Raw genomic sequence first — 15,397 nt, 5'->3', positions numbered from 1 at the left:
CCCCTCAAGGAGATAAGCCGGCGGCACCCGGCCCGGCACCCATGCACCTGGCCGGCCGCGCCAGGGTTCGAGGCAGACCGAGCAGGGGAGGGTCCCCGGGCCGAGCGGAGGATGGATCGTCGTGCGCCCGCCGGGTCCGAAACATATCACCGGGGAGGAAGCTGGGCGGCTGGGCCGATACGGTCGTTCCGTTTGCAGTCCGGCGCGACCCCGCGCAAAAAGTCCGGGGGAAAGTCCTGTCCGGCTTGATAATTACCACAGCTGTGGTAATATAGAAGTGTGGCCAGGGAAAGGCCGCCGGTCGTAGCAGACCGAACGCAACACAAGCATTAGGAGCCGAAATGAGCATCTTCGCCAAACACGCCAGCAACGTCCGCAGCAAGTACCTCGCCAGCCTCAGCATGGGCGACATCGCCTACCTGTCCCACCCGGCCGACTGCACGGTCAGAGAGCAGACCCGCCTGGACGCCGTCCGCGAACTGCGCAGGCGCATCCACGCCATGCGCAAGGCCGGCAGAACCGTCAGCAGGGCAGAGGCCCGCCGCCTGGCCGGAGGCCACATCTGGCAGGCCGTCTTCGCCGGCACACCCGACACGGCCCGCGCCGCGCTGAACAACTCCGAAACCGCCCGCCGGCTCTTCGCCACGCACAACGTGATGGATCTGGTGTGGGGCGACGAACGGCCCGCCGCCAAGGTCGCCGAAAGGGACGCCACAAACCCCTACTACCCACGCCCCACAAACATCCTCGCCGACATCGCGGACTGACTCCGAGCACAGGCGCCCCCGCCCCGGCCAACCGCCGGAACGGGGGCGCCTCCGCATACCCACCCGCCAATGACGGCAGGGCTCCCGCCCCGCACCCCGGCGACCTGAATCAGGTCGATCATCAACTGCCGCGCGTTCCGGGGGGCGCAAACAACGCGCCCCCCGGAACGCTTGCCACAACACTTATCCGCCCCAGCCCGCCTCACACACGACCCAGGCCTGCCGGAGCCAGCGGAAAAAGACCAAGCCCGGCGTACACGCCGGAACGACTGCCGCCGTCAGAAGCAAGCATCCCCCAACCAGCCCCGAAAGGACCCGAAACAGCAATCCCCGACACAGCCATCCATCACCACACCTAAGTGCACCCAAGAATCCAGACCCACCAGCAACCAGCAACCGGCAAACAATCCATCCCCGACACAGCCATCCATCACCACACCCTTGAGTGCACCCAAGAGCCCAGACCCACACGAACCAGCACAGACAGAAAACCCCATCCAGGCAAGCCACAAAATGAAAGAAATCAAGAGATGGACCTCTTGCATTAAAATGCGGAAAATCCGGAGTTATCGTTGCAATAACGCCAAATTCTGCGCACGATGCGCGAATCTGATAAGATTCGTCAGCAAGGACAAGCGCTAAGTCGGAAATCTGTGTGGGAGCCAATGCGCGAAACAAGCGAGATGAACGGCCTTTATGTCGGCCGTTGCCTGTGGTGCGGCAGGCCGTATCTGCCGGCCAAAGGCAAAAGGAACATCCAGCGGTTCTGCTCGACGCAGTGCAGGAACAGCTACCACCGAAACAAGGACAAGGACGCCCTGAACCGGTCCGCCGACAGAGACGCCGACAACAGCATCCTCCGGAACACCGTCAGCCGTCAGGAGGAGACCATTGAGTACGAGTCCGCCGAACGACGGCGAATCTCCCGCGAAAACTCCATGCTGCGGAGAACCATCCAGACAATGGCTGATGACCTGAGCGAACTCATGGGCGCCGGCGTCCTGGTCATCAACAGGCGCAGCCCATCCGCGAGGATGCTGAACCGGCACGACTCCTTCCTGCGGATCATGGAGGACTGGTCGAGCAAGAACCGCGGAACGATAGAACGCCAAAGCGCGGAGGTCGAGCAGATCAAGCAACGCTGGCGCGAGCAACGGGACAAGGCCATAGCCCAGCATCGGTCTGTCGAATGGATCCGCGACCTGGACCAGGACTACCAGACGCGCTTGAAGAACCTCATGGACCAGTACACCCAATACGCCGCATATCTGGCGCTTGAGGACATGAAAGACGACCATATGCAGGAGACCGGAACCGAGCTGCCGCTGGACGGCACGGAGGCCGAGCCCCTGCGCATGGCTCTGCGAAGTTTTGCCCAAGAACAAGGTAAGGAAAGGACAAGGAACCATGACATCAGCCAACAATGACCCGGTGCTAGCCAGACTGCTCCAGCAGGTGGAGGAGCGCAAGGCGGCGGTGCGCGCCCTGGACAAGGAGAGGGACCAGCTCAGCCAGAAGGCGCGCCAGATGATCCGCGACGCGCAGGATTACGAGCGTCTGTACCAGGAGATCCTGAAACGGCACAGCTGGAGCAAAGGCACCGCCAGCCGCAACGGGTTCAGGGGCGTTGCAGCCGTCATCACGCAATGCCGCAAATCAGTCGACGAGCAGGCCCCGGAAGGAAGCGGGGATCCGCAGCCCGCCCAAGGGCAGGCCGCCGCTCCCGCCGGGTCCGTCCAGCAGGAACAGTCCGCCATGCCGGAGGGCGGATTCCTCGGCCAAGCAGAACCCGTGATCTGACATGGGCGCCAGCCTCACCAAGCTCATGGCCGGCACCAGCACCAAGTACTACACGCAGACGGTGGAGGACGTGGCCACCGACCACGGCGGAGGCATGGCCGGCTATTACAACACCCCAGGGACCCCTCCGGGCATGTGGATGGGCAGGGGCCTCGACGTCATCCACAGGCAGGCAGGCTTCAACGCCACCAAGCCCGACATCAGCCGCGTCTACGACAATCTCTGCGACCCGGACACCGGCCGCAGCCTGAGCAGGATCGGTCGCAAGAGCATCGAGGCCGGCGAAGCCGTAGCCGGATACGACCTGACCTTCACCCTTCCCAAGAGCGTGGATATCCTATGGGCGGCGGGCGACCCCTACGTCCGCCGCACCATCATGCGATGCCACAAGGAGGCCGTCAAGGAAAGCATCGACTGGTTCGAAAGCCGTGAAGCCTATTCAAGGACAGGCAAGGACGGCATAGTAAAGCGTCATGCCGCAGGCATCATCGCCGCCGACTTCACCCATTGGGACAGCCGTGACGGGGATCCGCACCTGCACGACCACGTTCTCATCTCCAACATCGTCAAGCGAGCAGACGGCAGCACCGGGACCCTTGACGGCAAGGCGCTGTACAGGGCCGCAGTCGCCATCAGCGAACGGCACACCAACCTCTTTATGGACAAGATGACCGAAAGCCTGGGCGTGCAATGGCGGCAGCGCGAAATGCCCGGCACGAAGAGCTGCGTATACGATCTGGCCGGCATCGACGACCAGCTGATAGACGCCTTCAGCCGCCGCAACGCCGAAATCAACCAGCGGCTCAGCAAGGAGGTGGATCAGCTGCGAGCCGACGGCATCGAGCCCACGCCTTCCATGCTCCAGAAGCTGCACCAGCGAGCCTGGAGGCTGTCGCGCAAAGCCAAGCCCAAGGAGCCCAAGTCGCTGCATGAGCTGATGGACGAATGGAACGAGGAGCTGGTCACCCTCGGCTACGACCCACAGCGCATCGTGCAGGACACCATCGGGCGGGGCGGCCTGAACATGGACATCAAGGCCCTGCTGGAACAGCCGCACATCATGGAGCAGGCCCGCAGGATCATCGAGCAGGGGGAGGCAGCCGGAGCCCGGCAGGAGCCGGCCGCATGGCTGGCCACACTGCTGCGCTCCTCCATAGCCGACACCGCCGCATTGCAGAGCATGCAGCGGGACAGCAAATGGGAACTGGGCGGCCGCAAGGATCCCTTCACCGCCATGCACCAGGAGACCGCCTACAACACGACCACCATCAGCGAGAACATGATCCGGTCCGCAGCCGAACGGCTCACCAGAGGGATCCGTCTGAAGGAGGGGCAGCGAGACCAGCTGACGGATCTGCTTGTTGAGGAGGAGAAAAAGAACCTTGTCCTGATCGACCCAGGCAAATACTCGCTCAGCGACGATCAGCTGCGGGACACCGGCATAGCCGTCAACAGGGATCGGGCAGTCACCGACGATCCGGAAGGCCACGTGTATGCGACGAAGGAGCTGCTGGCGGCCGAGCAAAGATTCAAGATGCACGCCAAGGCCGGCGTCTACAAGCCGCCCACGGGGTGGAACGAGTCCATGCTGGCAAAGGCCGTTCAGGAAGCCCAATCCGACAGGCGGAGGTACAAGCATCCTCTGGCCCCCGATCAGAAGAAAGCCGTGGTGGGCCTGCTGTCCAGCACGAAGACGATCGTCGCCCTTTCAGGACCTGCAGGAACCGGCAAAACCACGACCCTGCGCTGTCTGGCCGACGTGGCGGCCAGGAACGGCGGAAGGCAGGTCGTGGCGTTCGCGCCGACGGCGGTAGCCGCGCAGGAGCTCGGAGCAAGCCTCGGCGTGCCCGCCGACACCCTGGCAAAGCTGCTGTACGAGGACAGGCACGGCCGCCTGGACGAACGGATCAGCGCAGCCGAGGCCGAATACCGGAGCCTGGGAGCAATGGACTGGAAGAGCCTGATAAGGCTCAACCCCAGGAACACGATCAGCCGATACCGCCAGCGGGAACGAGCCAGACAGAGGCTGGCCGGCCTGCAGGCGGAGAAAAGGAACCTCACCATCCCCGAAAATGGCATCGTGATCGTCGACGAGGCGGGCATGGCCAATACGTTCGACCTGCAGCAGCTGTCCGAACTCTGCGACATCAGGCATGCGAAGATGATCCTTGTAGGCGACGACAAGCAGCTCAACACGGTAGGCGGGGGCGCCGGGGCGTTCGCCTGGGTCGCCCAACAGAAGAACATGGCCTGCAAGCTGGAAAGCATCTGGCGCTTCAAGAACGAGAACGAGGCCTCGCTCAGCAGGCTTCTGCGATCCGGCAGCCAGGACGAGACCACCAAGGACTTCTACGCCCTGCACTCGTATGATGCCGAAGGCCGCATCCATGCCGGCCAGGCCGACGCCATCGAGGAAAGCCTGATCAGGAAGGTGGCAAACGACTACGATTCGGGCGTCAGCTCACTGCTGATCGTAGGCAGCAACGAAGGCATTTCGGACATGAACGAGCGGATCAGCCGCCAGCGCCAGGCATCAGGGAGCGTGGAGAGCGACCCGCGCCGCCGCATCATCCTATCGGACGGGTCCACGGCCGGAAAAGGCGACATCATCTGCACCAGGACCAACGACCGGCGCATCCGGACCAGCCAGGGCGGATATGTGCGCAACAACGATCTATGGACCGTCGACGAAACCTCCGGAGGGGCGATCCGCTGCCATCCCGCCGACCGGGAAGGCGACAGCGTGATCCTGCCGGCCAGCTACGTGGACCGCAACGTGATAGGCGGCTATGCCGTCACCCCGCACAGAAGCCAGGGCAAGACCGTCGACCGCGGCTACTACTACATCCCCCAAGGCCAGGAGGGCATATCCTCCGCCAATACGCTGTACGTGGCCATGACGCGGGGCCGCGAAGGCAACGACGTGTACGTGGCCACCAAGGACATCAAGGAGATGATGGTCGGCGCCGAGGACACGTACGAGCTGGCCGCCTGGAAGCTGCGCAACAAAAGCCGCTACGAGAAGGTCGAGCACAGGAGGTTCTGGGATGAGCAGAACGGGCCGAAGCCGGGGAAGGAATGGTACACGGCCGAGGAGCTGCTGCCCACCCCGCATCAGCAGGCCATGTTCACCCTGCACAAGGTCATGGAGCACACGCAGACGGGCCGCTTCGCCTCGGAATGGGCGCGCCAGTACAGGCAGGCCAGCTACTCCGGGGAGAGGCTGCAGACGGAATGGAACGCCTACCGGCGGATCCTCTCCGGGCGTCAGCTCGGCGACGTCCTGGACGAAGGCGACCTGGCCAGGCTGAAAGACGACCCAGGGTACGGGACCATGCTGGACGCCTACGCGCAGGCCAGGGAGGACTTGGGCCCACGCAAGGCCGACCACATAGCCAAAACCTCCGAACACGGCGAAGCCATCGGCATCGCCAACATGCTCTCGCCCGGCGCGGCCGACCGCAGCGAAGCGCGGCCGCACCTGATACTCGACAAGGGCGCGCCGCCGGATCAGGCCAGAGTCATCGACCTGATGAACCAGACCTGCAGGCTCTACAAGAACAGCTGGATGCTCAGCAGATCAAAGCCGGACCTGAGCGAAGCCTTCGCCGGCGACTACGGCCTCTGGTCGGAGGAAGCCCTCGGCCCCGAGCCGCCGCTCGGCTCACCCCGGGTCCGCGAATACACCAGGATCTCAGGCGAAATCATCGAATACAGGGCCGTGCACCGCATCACCGACCCGAGAAGGCCGTTCGGCGCATCCGGAGACACCGACGGGTGGCAGCGCGACATCCGGCGCAAGATAGCCAACTACCGGCGCAGGCCGCTGGATCCGGATGCGCTGACGGCCAGGCAGGACCCCCCTCGGCGGATCGCGCACGGCACCGAGATGGCGGTGAAAGCCGGAAGAGGCATCATCCTGGACTACACCGGCGGCCGGGGGCCATCCGGGAAGACCAGGATCCCCGTGGATGCGCGCAACGTCAATGGGACCATCCGCCGCATCAGGGACATCCGCCCGGACGCCCCAGCCAGAATCATCGTGAAAGCCAGGCCAGGCGCCGATCTGACGGGCGTGTGGAGGGCGCTGACGCCAGCTGAGCGCGGACGGATGCGATTCCTTGGCGAGGATGGGAGCATGAAGCCTCTATGGCAGGAGATGATGGAGGGCTCGGCCGGATCCGGCCGAGCCGGTTCGATTCTTCAAGGGCTCGACATCGAGCACCGCCGTCAGGCGGAATCCTGGCTGAAGAAGTCGTCCCCGTCAAGCCAGGGCGAATCATATGCGCCGCCCTCCGGGCCTGCGCCACTTTCAAAGCCGGGCATCGACTCTCCAGGCATATCCTGATCCTGCCGGCCGTCGAAGCCCAGACCGTCCTGGCCCCAGGCGCCCATGCCGCCTGGCCGAGCTGGCCGCCAGGACGCCTCGGCCAGGTCGGCCAGGCCGTTCTCGTCCCAGGGGAAGCATTCCGCGACATCGATGCCCAGGCTCTTCTCGCTCTCGCGCCTGCTCCTGGTCTTCTCCGAATACTGGCTGCTCTCGTGCTTGTCCGTGTCCGGGTTACCCAGCGCCCTGGCTGTGGCATAGTCCTTGACCATCTGCAGGATCGAGTTCTCGTCCATCCAGAACCTGGTCTGCATGTAGGAATGGCGGGGATCCTTCGGGCTCTTGTTGGGGGCTTCGAGGTAGGCGTACACGTACTCGCTTCTGAGAGCGTCCATCAGGGCGAACAGATACCCGTGGCGCATCCAGCAGGCTGGCAGCGCCCCATCCATCCTTTCGTCGATCTGGCAGAGCATTTCTGCGAAGCCGGCCACCTGGCCGGCAGTGCGCACATGCCTCTGCCTCTGGTCGAACCGCCACGGCGGCGCTGACATATCCAGATCCTCCGCCGACTGGGCGGCCTTCCACATCCGCCCGGGATCCTGCGGGTGTTGGGACCCTGAACCAGACTCATTCATCAGCGGCCTCCCTCCGTTCACTGCTGCGGCATGCGCGACGCCTGCTCCGGGCTCATGTCGGCCGCGCACCTGCTGAAGGCCTCGTTGAAGGCCCTGATAGCCCCCACCTTGCGTTCGATGTCCGCCTGTGAGGCTCCGCCGGTGGCGATGTCCTGCTTCGTGTACGAGGAGCAGGAGGCCGGATACTCCCTATGCTGTTTCAGGTAGGAGCGGCCGAGCTCGGCCGAGGCCATCATCTGATTAATCTGGTCGTCGAGGGACGTGTTCGCTGCCGCCCAGGCCTGGCCCTGCCAGATGCCGTAGAGCCGTTCAAGCCGGCTGCACATCCCGTCGGCTTCGGCTGCGTCCCTGGGCAGGTCGATCCCCGCCTGCTTGACGGCATCCGTGAACGCCTGTTCGCTCTTGTAGTAGGCGGATCCGTTGTCCCACTCCTGGATGGCCACCTCGGTGCGCAGAGTGTCATCGTTGACGCCCAGGCGCGTGTCCAGCGTGGCCGTCATCCGTCCCATCAGCTCCCTGGCTTTCCTTGCTGGCCGCTCCTTCCAGCCGCCCGCCGCCAGCCGGCTGGGCCGGGCCGACTCTGTGCGGACCGGCTTCTTTCGTGTTTTCGCTGCGCCGGTGCTTGGCGCGCTTGAACCGGGCTGTGCCTCCGTGGAGGAGGACGATCCCGGGAACTGGATGACCCCGACCAGGAACAGCACGCCCACAAGAATGGCGGCTCCAGCTGTGTACGCCAATGCTGCCAGCACCCTGTGCTGCTGTTCGAATTCATGAAGTCCTGCGCCTATTCCGAAGCGGGGCGCTTCCCGTTTGTTCATCGCAACACGCTTTCTGCATGGCCGCGGCCGATCGACCGAGCATCCTCGTCGCTGCATCGATGCCAGCCCCTGCGCCAGTAAGGCACTGTCGTCACTGCAGCCGGCCGGGCGTTCGACGAGACAAGCAGGAACCTGCCCATCGGGATCCTCCGCACAGAATCCACCGGGAGGGCCTTCCGGCGCTCCGTCCTGGGCAGGATGCCGAGGTTGGAGAGCAGACCGGCACCGCTGAAGCCGTTGAAGGACAGATCGCTGCGGTTCTCGTCGTACTCGCCTACCAGGTCGCTGATGCCCTGCAGGACTTCAGACGTGGACTGTCCTGGGCCTATCAGCTTCTGCGAATTGTCCCACATCTGCTTCTCCTCGCCGTCGCCGAAAGCGGCGCGGGCGGCATTGCGCGCCTGGACCACGGCCACGGACCAGATCCCGTCGCCAGACCCGGCGGTGAACAGCTGGGGCAGGCCCTCCCATGGGGTGATGTTGGCCACTTCGTCCAGGACCAGCGACAGCGGCGGCTCCAGTTTGCCGAACCCGCTCTCCGCAGCCATCTCCCTGGCTGTGTCCCTGGCCTCGCTCAGGAACATGCTGGCGAACACAGCCTCGTTCGCCGCCGCCTCGCCCTGGGTGCTGCGCAGGGGAGAAAGCATGTACACGGTGCCCCGCCCGGACAGGAACCTTCTCATATCGAACCGCTCCTTGCCGGGGTTTGGGCGCAGCCACTGCCGGATGGACTTGATCCCCAGCGCCTCAAAGGAAGTGGACACCGAGAGCATCTTGTTGCTTCGCGTGCGCTGGTCGTCCTCGCTCAGCGCCCGGAGGGGGGCCGCCAGGCTCCGCAGATCGGCGTCCGGCGAATTCTTCAGAATGTTCGCGGCGATGTTGATGCCATCCATGCTCTGCGACCAGAAGTAGACATCATCCAGCCCCTTGCCGCTTACGGCCCCTGCCGTCAGCAGGCTGCGCACTATGGTTGTGGCGATGTGCGCCCAGTTCGCATTGTCGCCCTTGAGATCGGCGGTGCCGACGATGGCGCTGGCCAGGTTGAGCGCCTTTCGGTCATCGATGCAGGCCGCCACCGGGTCCCAGTTGATGGCATAGGGGGCGTAGGCGGGATCCGTGCATATGCCTGTCGGGTCGAATATCCAGACTTCGGACGGCTCATGCCGAGGGGATCCTCCTGCATAGTCCTCGCGCCCGCTGGTCCGGAAACCGTCGCGCCTCATGGCGAGGGTCGCTTCTATCACGTCCATCCTGGAGGATGTGGTGATGACCGGCCCTGGAGCCTCCATCACTATCGGGATGATGACGCTGGTGGTCTTGCCGGTCCTGGTGGAGGCAAGCACATACAGCGGCGTCTCGGTGGAGATCCACGCATCCCTGCCATGGCATTCACCTATGCGGACGCCCAGCCTTCTCGGACTAATGCTTTCCCCCCTGGTGCGCTTGTCCCCGTCCAGCGCTGCCCTCGTGGCGGGAAGGGCGTTGTCGGCTTTCCGGGACAGCGACCATCCGCTCAGCCGGTATCCGGCTTCGCGCCGGTCCATGAGATGCCGGTTCGTGTCGAACGCATCCCTGTCCTGCTGCTCGCTGCCGTTGTAGGCCTGCCAGAACATGATGAACAGCAGCCCAAGGGCCGCGGCCAGCAGCAGATACGCCGTGAATGCTGCTCCTGGCGCAGCGAAGAGCAGCAGGAACATTATGGGGGAAGGCAAGGCCAGCGTCCAGAAGATCAGCGCCCTTGAGCCCTTGGGAGAGCCGGAGCCGAGATTCTCCACGAATCCGGTGCGCTCCTTGACCCAGCGGCCTGCTTTCGTCTCCAGGAAGCCCGTCCACACGCCGACGACACTCGTCTTCCGGTCCATCGACCCAGGCCCGTCGTCGGGACGGGTGGCCCCGCGGGCAATGCCGTTACCGTTCATATTCCTGCTCCTATCCCGCACGATTCGCGTCCGTCCTGAACAGCTGGAATGCCTCCAAGCCCATGTCAGCCTGGATGATGTCCCTTATCTGCTTGCCGACCCGCCACAGGCCCCAATGCGCCGGAAGCTCCTCTATTGTCAGCAGCTCGGTCTCCGACAGGTCGTCTCCCAGGATCGACCCCATGGCCTTCAGGCTGGCCGGGCTTTGGCTGTAGATGATCTGAACGCCCGACAGGGTGAGGATCGACTTGATCTGTTTGAGATGGTCGGACCCCTCCGGAGCGAATTTTTCGATGTCCTGAAGCTCGTGCATGAGCATCCAGCTTGACGTGCCGAGATCCCCGCACAGGCGCATCCTCTTCTGCCATGCCTTCACCAGCGCCGGATCCTGCAAGAGCTCGTAGCCCTCCTCGGCGACGATGATCCTGAACCTGCCGTCATGGCTGTAGCAGAGCCGGTCCACGGCCGAGTTCATGCAGGCGTTGTAGAGCCGCTTGCGCAGATCCTCGCCGCTTCCCACGCTTCCGGTGTTGAACACGATCATCGGGGCGGAAGGGTCCAGGTCCACGGTGGACTCCTTTTCGAACCCGCCTTTCAGATCGCCTTCGACAAGGGTGTTGTAGATGATGGTCAGGTTGCTGGCCGTCCTCTCCACCTGGCTGCGCTGCATCCCTCTGACGGTCACACGCCGTTTCCACTCGCTGTCCAGCAGATCCGTCAGCCCGGCCACCGTCGGCACGGCCGTCCTGCGCTGCAGCTCCTCCAACGCCGCCGAGACCACGGCCCGCTCTGCCGGGTCGAAGACACGGCCCTTTCTGAGCACGGAGGCTATGGACTCCAAGGCCCCCACGCGCAGGCCGAAGACCGTGCTCTCCCAGTCCTCGTCCGTCACGGCTGCCGGCTTCTCCGCAACGTCCAGCGGGTTGAGGTACCTGCCGTTGCCCACTTCGACCACCTGCCCGCCGTTGGCCAGGGCCACGGCCGCCCATTCTCCCTTGGGGTCTCCCTCTATGAGTATCTGCCGGTTCCAGGGCGGTGTGGTCTCCCGCGTGGTGAAGGCCTTCAGCAGCGTGGACTTCCCCGAGCCCATGGTGCCGATGATCCAGCCGTTCACGCTTGTTCCGTCAAACCGGTACGGGGACCAGGCGTCGAACCTCCACACGTTTCCGTTGATGACGCTGTGCCCTATGATTGGGCCGTCAAGCCTCGACCAGCCGGAGACACCCAGGGGGCTGAGCATGCCCGACTCGGATACGCTGGCCATGTGCCAGGGGATCCTCGGGGAGTACCGCGTCAGGCCCAGGGTGGCGGACGTCGTCATGGGCAGCCGCTCCCCGCCCTCCGTATTGCCGGCAGGCCTGGGCCCCTTTTCCCCGAGCTCGGAATCCCATGAAATCCGTTCGCGCTCCGCCGCGCGCAGCGCCTTCCTGTGCAGGCGCCGTCCCGATCGGGTCGTGATGCCTGCGCTGCCGACTACGCCTTCGGCATCGATGCCGGCCAAGGTCCTCACCGGGAGGATGGGCCTGACGGGCACGCACCCATAGGTACCGCTGTTCAGCGGCTTCCCTTTCCTCCCGCGGATCATCTGCGCCCCTCCATGCCCAGCGGCAGCGCGCCCACCCAGCGGGCCAGCTGCTGGTTGATCTGCTTGTCCAGGTGCATCGCATACCCGCCCGTTCGGGCATGCAGGTTCTGGCAGGCCTGATCCAGGTCGTCCTGTGAATTGGCGAGCACGGTGACGAACCCCTGGAATTCGACATCCCCGTGCTCCTTCGTATTCTCCTGCTTGCGCCGCTCCATGAGGCGGGCCTCGTCGAGAGTCTGCGTATCGGGCTGCCGGTTCAGCATCTGGTTGAACCTGTCCATGACGCCGGTTTCGTTGCTGGCCATGTCAAGAGCCGTCTTTGCCTCCTTCTGATCGCGGGCGTGGAAGGCCTGGGTGAAGATCATGCGGGTGTCGGGAGAGCTGCCCATCTGGGCGAGCCAGTCCGCGATGACCGGGCTTTCGGCTTCCGGCCAGCGGTCGATCCAGTACGTCCTGGCATAAGTCGAGCCGACCCTGATGTAGTCGGCGAACTCCTCATAGGAGGTCCAAACCGGCTGGTCATCATCGAGCCTGCCGTCCTTATCGAGGAGCGTATACGCATCCGGGTCGGTGAGGCACTTCATGTCGCCCCGCACCTGCTGGGCATCAAGCCACCTGAAAGGCCCCGCCTGGCCGACGATGGGTGAAAGCATGTCGATGAACCTGCTGGTCACGTCGAACAGCGCATCGCCGGTGTCCTGAACGGTTGGCCGTCGGCCCAGCCGCTTCGCGGGCGAGATAGTGACCGTCACCGTGTAGTCGTGGTACATGGCCGTCCGCAGGGCACCCGTCTCCAAAGCCCGCACATCTCGTTCCGCCTCCGAGCCTCCACCGGCCGGAGCAGTCACGTCGGTTGGCCTTATCAGTGACCTGGTCTGGAAGGTGACCCTTTCGACCTCGGGATGATCCACCAGGGAGTGCAAGGCCATCGAGAAGGATTCAGCATGGCTGTTCTTCACCGTGTTCTTGGCCAGCTCCGAGCCTGCCGAACGGAATCTGATTATGCTGGTGGCCTCGCAGCTTTCCGCATCCCATATCCAGCAGGATCCGTTCATCTCGCCCGCGTTGACGAGCTCGTACGGCTTGACGATCTTCCCCTCCGGGCCGGGCACGTCAAGCAGGGCCACAGTATCGCCGGCAGTGATGGGGCTGATGGTCGACCGGCTCGCCCCCGTGGCCCGCCTCAGCAGGAATCCCGCCTGCAGAGCGGCAAGCTGCCACAGGCTCATGCGTTTCACAATGGGCAGGTCCACGCCCAGCAAGGCCAGGCATACGAGGTTCACCGGCGCGAACATGTCCACGCGCGCCAAGGAGACATTGAACATGATGATTGCCAGGCATACGGCCGCCACCACCACCTGATGCTTCGCCCAATGCCATAGGAGCTTCTGCCGCACCATAGGCGCGAAAGCCGCGCTGTAAGGCTCAGCCCCTTTGTTGTCGTCGCTCATTTCCCCTCTTCCGTCTTCAATATCGCTTCATGGTTCACGGACGGGGCGGAAGCCCCGCCTGCTTATCTGGCTGTCTGAAGTCTTGTCCAATGCGCAGCTACCCGCCGTTGTGGTTCGGTCCCGCCAGTCGCCCATAGCTTCCCTCACCGGCATTCCTGCTTGCTGAGCTGCCGCCCGATGATCCGCCGCCGTCCGCGGGAGCCGGAACGGGAGGCGAACCTGGGGCGGGGGGTGCGGCAGGCGCTGAGCCAGCGTTCGAGTCCGTGCGCGGCCCCATCGCCGGGGCTGGAGGCTGAACCGTACCGGAATCCGTATCGGGATCGGGCGCAGCGTCCTGGCCTTTGGGCCGAGGCAGCGGAGACTGCTGGGACTTCGGACGCGGGGCCTTGCTTGAAGAGGTCCCCTTCTTATCGGATTCTTCCTCGTCGCCGCCCTGGGATGGAGCATGGTCCTTGGCAGGGAGAACGCCGCCTCCGGCAGCGCCCTTTCCGGAAGACCGGGATGCTGCCGGGCCGGTATGCTGCCGCCGGCTGTCGTCCCCTTCCGACGGCTGTGGCCCGGCTGCCCCGTATGCAGTCTCGGGCTGATGCTGCTGCTTCGCGCCGATCCCTGCGGGGGCTGCCGAGGATGACCCTCCAGCGCCTGCGGGTCCCCTGATCTTCGATGCTGAACCGGCGCCGCCTCCCGCAGCCGCGCCGCCTTTGCCGACAGCGCCGCCGCCGTGCAGCAGAGCCTGCACAGCCACCTTGACCGCAGCCTTGACCGCACTCTCGGCAGCGCCCACGGTCTTGGCGCCTGCCGAGGCGACGCCCTTGGTCCCTTCCGAGACGGGGATGCCGGCCTTGGCCACCATTGAGACAAGCACCCATGGCATGACCGATGCCAGGATCATCCCCACAACGCCCGTGAAGAAGCTGATGGGATTGCTCATGCCGTCAAGGGACATGAGCCTGCCGGTTATGTTGATGAACACCGCGCACAACGGCTGGTACAGGATGATGCCGATGACGTACTTGAGGTACCGGCGAGCGATCTTGTTGCTGGCGTCGTTCAGGTACATGAACGCAACCCCGGCAAAGGACAGGATGACGATAAGCATGAACGTCCTCGCCGCCATGCACAGGATGATCGAGCAGGCCCCTACGATCATCAGCAGGATCATGAACAGCATGAGCAGGCCGCCCATGAGCGTCATCAGGGAGGACAGGTTGGGCTTGTCGACCGTCGGCAGCGAGATCACCCCGCTGCCTCCGGTCATGTCGACGTGCAGTATCTTGCCAGTCATGGACGTGGCAAGATTGCACGTCATCACCGCGATCCAGATGGAGAACAGGGTGAGCGGCCAGGCCAGGACGGACCGGAAGAAGACAATCCACACATTGCCGATGTTGCCGGCTATCAGCTCTCTGATCATGGCGATCGCCGCGAAGATCACCGTAAGCAGCAGCATAGGCATGGACACCTTGCCCACGGTCTCGGACACGACCTGCCATTGGTTGTCGTCCATGGAGCCAGCCTGCAGGGCGAACTTGCAAGCCGTCTCCCAGGCCTTCACCGCCCCGTCGATCATCCAGTCGAGCAGGGCGTTGATAGCCGCGGAAATCAACGGACCCAATGCCTGCCTCCTTCCTCGCTCATGCCCTCAGCCGCTTAAGCCGGCCGTCACAGCAGGCCGGACACTAGCATGGAGCCCATGGACGTGGTCGCTTCCAGGACGTCCTGCTGTCCGGCCCATTCGATGATTCTGGGTGCATTCGCGACCAGTATGGCCAGAACCACGATCACCAGCAGCAAGCCGATACCGATGTTGCGCATTACGGGAGAGTGGACTGAGAACTTGCCTACTATGGCAAGCACGGCCGCGAGGATGAAAAGGATGGCCAGAACCACCAGTGCCGTGCCCTGGATGTTGGCCAGCCATTTCAGCAGGGTCAGGTTGAAGGGGAAGTCGTACTTGGGCTTGACGTCGTGCAGCGGGCTGTCGCTTTCGGCCAGCTTCAGCAGGCTTGCTGCGGAGGGCAGGGGCGGGGCCCCGGCCGTTACGATGAATGGAACACGCATTTGTTGCTACTCCTTGGCTGATTGGTTGATTGTT

11 protein-coding genes are annotated in these 15,397 nt (G+C 64.1%); 4 read left to right on the top strand and 7 right to left on the bottom strand.

Annotated features, from left to right (window positions below; all coding sequences use genetic code 11):
• The first annotated feature begins 341 nt into the window (after positions 1–341).
• The 4 genes from H3T89_RS08445 to mobF all read left to right on the top strand — a co-directional run bounded on the left by H3T89_RS08445 (position 342) and on the right by mobF (position 6,915).
• Positions 342–767 carry a hypothetical protein gene (locus tag H3T89_RS08445; protein ID WP_198216835.1) on the top strand — a complete coding sequence of 142 codons (426 nt, stop codon included), beginning with the start codon at positions 342–344 and terminating at the stop codon, positions 765–767.
• Positions 768–1,432: 665 nt separating this feature from the next.
• On the top strand, positions 1,433–2,194 hold the full coding sequence (locus tag H3T89_RS08440; protein ID WP_198216834.1) for a hypothetical protein: 762 nt from the start codon (positions 1,433–1,435) through the stop codon (positions 2,192–2,194).
• Positions 2,175–2,567, top strand: coding sequence for a hypothetical protein (locus tag H3T89_RS08435; protein WP_198216833.1), 393 nt, complete (start codon positions 2,175–2,177; stop codon positions 2,565–2,567). Before H3T89_RS08440 ends, H3T89_RS08435 begins: the two co-directional genes overlap by 20 nt.
• 1 nt (position 2,568) lies before the next feature.
• Positions 2,569–6,915, top strand: a complete 4,347-nt coding sequence (gene mobF, locus H3T89_RS08430; RefSeq protein ID WP_198216832.1) for a MobF family relaxase — start codon at positions 2,569–2,571, stop codon at positions 6,913–6,915.
• Here the strand turns inward: mobF and H3T89_RS08425 are convergent.
• The 7 genes from H3T89_RS08425 to H3T89_RS08395 form a co-directional block, all read right to left on the bottom strand.
• The gene (locus H3T89_RS08425; protein ID WP_198216831.1) at positions 6,798–7,529 is read right to left on the bottom strand and encodes a hypothetical protein; all 732 of its coding nucleotides are present in this window, start codon (positions 7,527–7,529) and stop codon (positions 6,798–6,800) included. The two genes, mobF and H3T89_RS08425, sit on opposite strands and share 118 nt — an antisense overlap.
• A 17-nt stretch (positions 7,530–7,546) precedes the next feature.
• Positions 7,547–8,347 (bottom strand): hypothetical protein, encoded by an 801-nt coding sequence (locus H3T89_RS08420; RefSeq protein ID WP_198216830.1) that lies wholly within the window; start codon positions 8,345–8,347, stop codon positions 7,547–7,549.
• Positions 8,344–10,266 carry a type IV secretory system conjugative DNA transfer family protein gene (locus tag H3T89_RS08415; RefSeq protein WP_198216829.1) on the bottom strand — a complete coding sequence of 641 codons (1,923 nt, stop codon included), beginning with the start codon at positions 10,264–10,266 and terminating at the stop codon, positions 8,344–8,346. The genes H3T89_RS08420 and H3T89_RS08415 overlap by 4 nt, the downstream gene beginning before the upstream one ends.
• Positions 10,267–10,276: 10 nt before the next feature.
• Positions 10,277–11,851 carry an ATP-binding protein gene (locus tag H3T89_RS08410; RefSeq protein WP_198216828.1) on the bottom strand — a complete coding sequence of 525 codons (1,575 nt, stop codon included), beginning with the start codon at positions 11,849–11,851 and terminating at the stop codon, positions 10,277–10,279.
• Positions 11,848–13,302 (bottom strand): SCO6880 family protein, encoded by a 1,455-nt coding sequence (locus H3T89_RS08405; protein ID WP_198216827.1) that lies wholly within the window; start codon positions 13,300–13,302, stop codon positions 11,848–11,850. Before H3T89_RS08405 ends, H3T89_RS08410 begins: the two co-directional genes overlap by 4 nt.
• 97 nt (positions 13,303–13,399) lie before the next feature.
• Positions 13,400–14,917 carry a hypothetical protein gene (locus tag H3T89_RS08400; protein WP_198216826.1) on the bottom strand — a complete coding sequence of 506 codons (1,518 nt, stop codon included), beginning with the start codon at positions 14,915–14,917 and terminating at the stop codon, positions 13,400–13,402.
• Positions 14,918–14,964: 47 nt separating this feature from the next.
• A complete protein-coding gene (locus H3T89_RS08395) occupies positions 14,965–15,363 on the bottom strand; it encodes a hypothetical protein (RefSeq protein ID WP_198216825.1) in 399 nt (132 codons plus the stop codon).
• Positions 15,364–15,397: the final 34 nt, after the last annotated feature.

The sequence above is a fragment of the Bifidobacterium sp. W8114 genome (genome assembly GCF_016101165.1).
GTDB lineage: Bacteria > Actinomycetota > Actinomycetes > Actinomycetales > Bifidobacteriaceae > Bombiscardovia > Bombiscardovia asteroides.
Note: the sequence above shows the minus strand (reverse complement) of the source record. Positions and strands in the feature narration are given on the sequence as shown.

What these genes read in the sequence shown, in the direction of transcription:
- H3T89_RS08445 (WP_198216835.1), top strand. Translation starts at nt 342, where the DNA reads ATGAGCATCTTCGCCAAACACGCCAGCAACGTCCGCAGCAAGTACCTC.
- H3T89_RS08440 (WP_198216834.1), top strand. Translation starts at nt 1,433, where the DNA reads ATGCGCGAAACAAGCGAGATGAACGGCCTTTATGTCGGCCGTTGCCTG.
- H3T89_RS08435 (WP_198216833.1), top strand. Translation starts at nt 2,175, where the DNA reads ATGACATCAGCCAACAATGACCCGGTGCTAGCCAGACTGCTCCAGCAG.
- mobF (WP_198216832.1), top strand. Translation starts at nt 2,569, where the DNA reads ATGGGCGCCAGCCTCACCAAGCTCATGGCCGGCACCAGCACCAAGTAC.
- H3T89_RS08425 (WP_198216831.1), bottom strand. Translation starts at nt 7,529, where the DNA reads ATGAATGAGTCTGGTTCAGGGTCCCAACACCCGCAGGATCCCGGGCGG.
- H3T89_RS08420 (WP_198216830.1), bottom strand. Translation starts at nt 8,347, where the DNA reads ATGAACAAACGGGAAGCGCCCCGCTTCGGAATAGGCGCAGGACTTCAT.
- H3T89_RS08415 (WP_198216829.1), bottom strand. Translation starts at nt 10,266, where the DNA reads ATGAACGGTAACGGCATTGCCCGCGGGGCCACCCGTCCCGACGACGGG.
- H3T89_RS08410 (WP_198216828.1), bottom strand. Translation starts at nt 11,851, where the DNA reads ATGATCCGCGGGAGGAAAGGGAAGCCGCTGAACAGCGGTACCTATGGG.
- H3T89_RS08405 (WP_198216827.1), bottom strand. Translation starts at nt 13,302, where the DNA reads ATGAGCGACGACAACAAAGGGGCTGAGCCTTACAGCGCGGCTTTCGCG.
- H3T89_RS08395 (WP_198216825.1), bottom strand. Translation starts at nt 15,363, where the DNA reads ATGCGTGTTCCATTCATCGTAACGGCCGGGGCCCCGCCCCTGCCCTCC.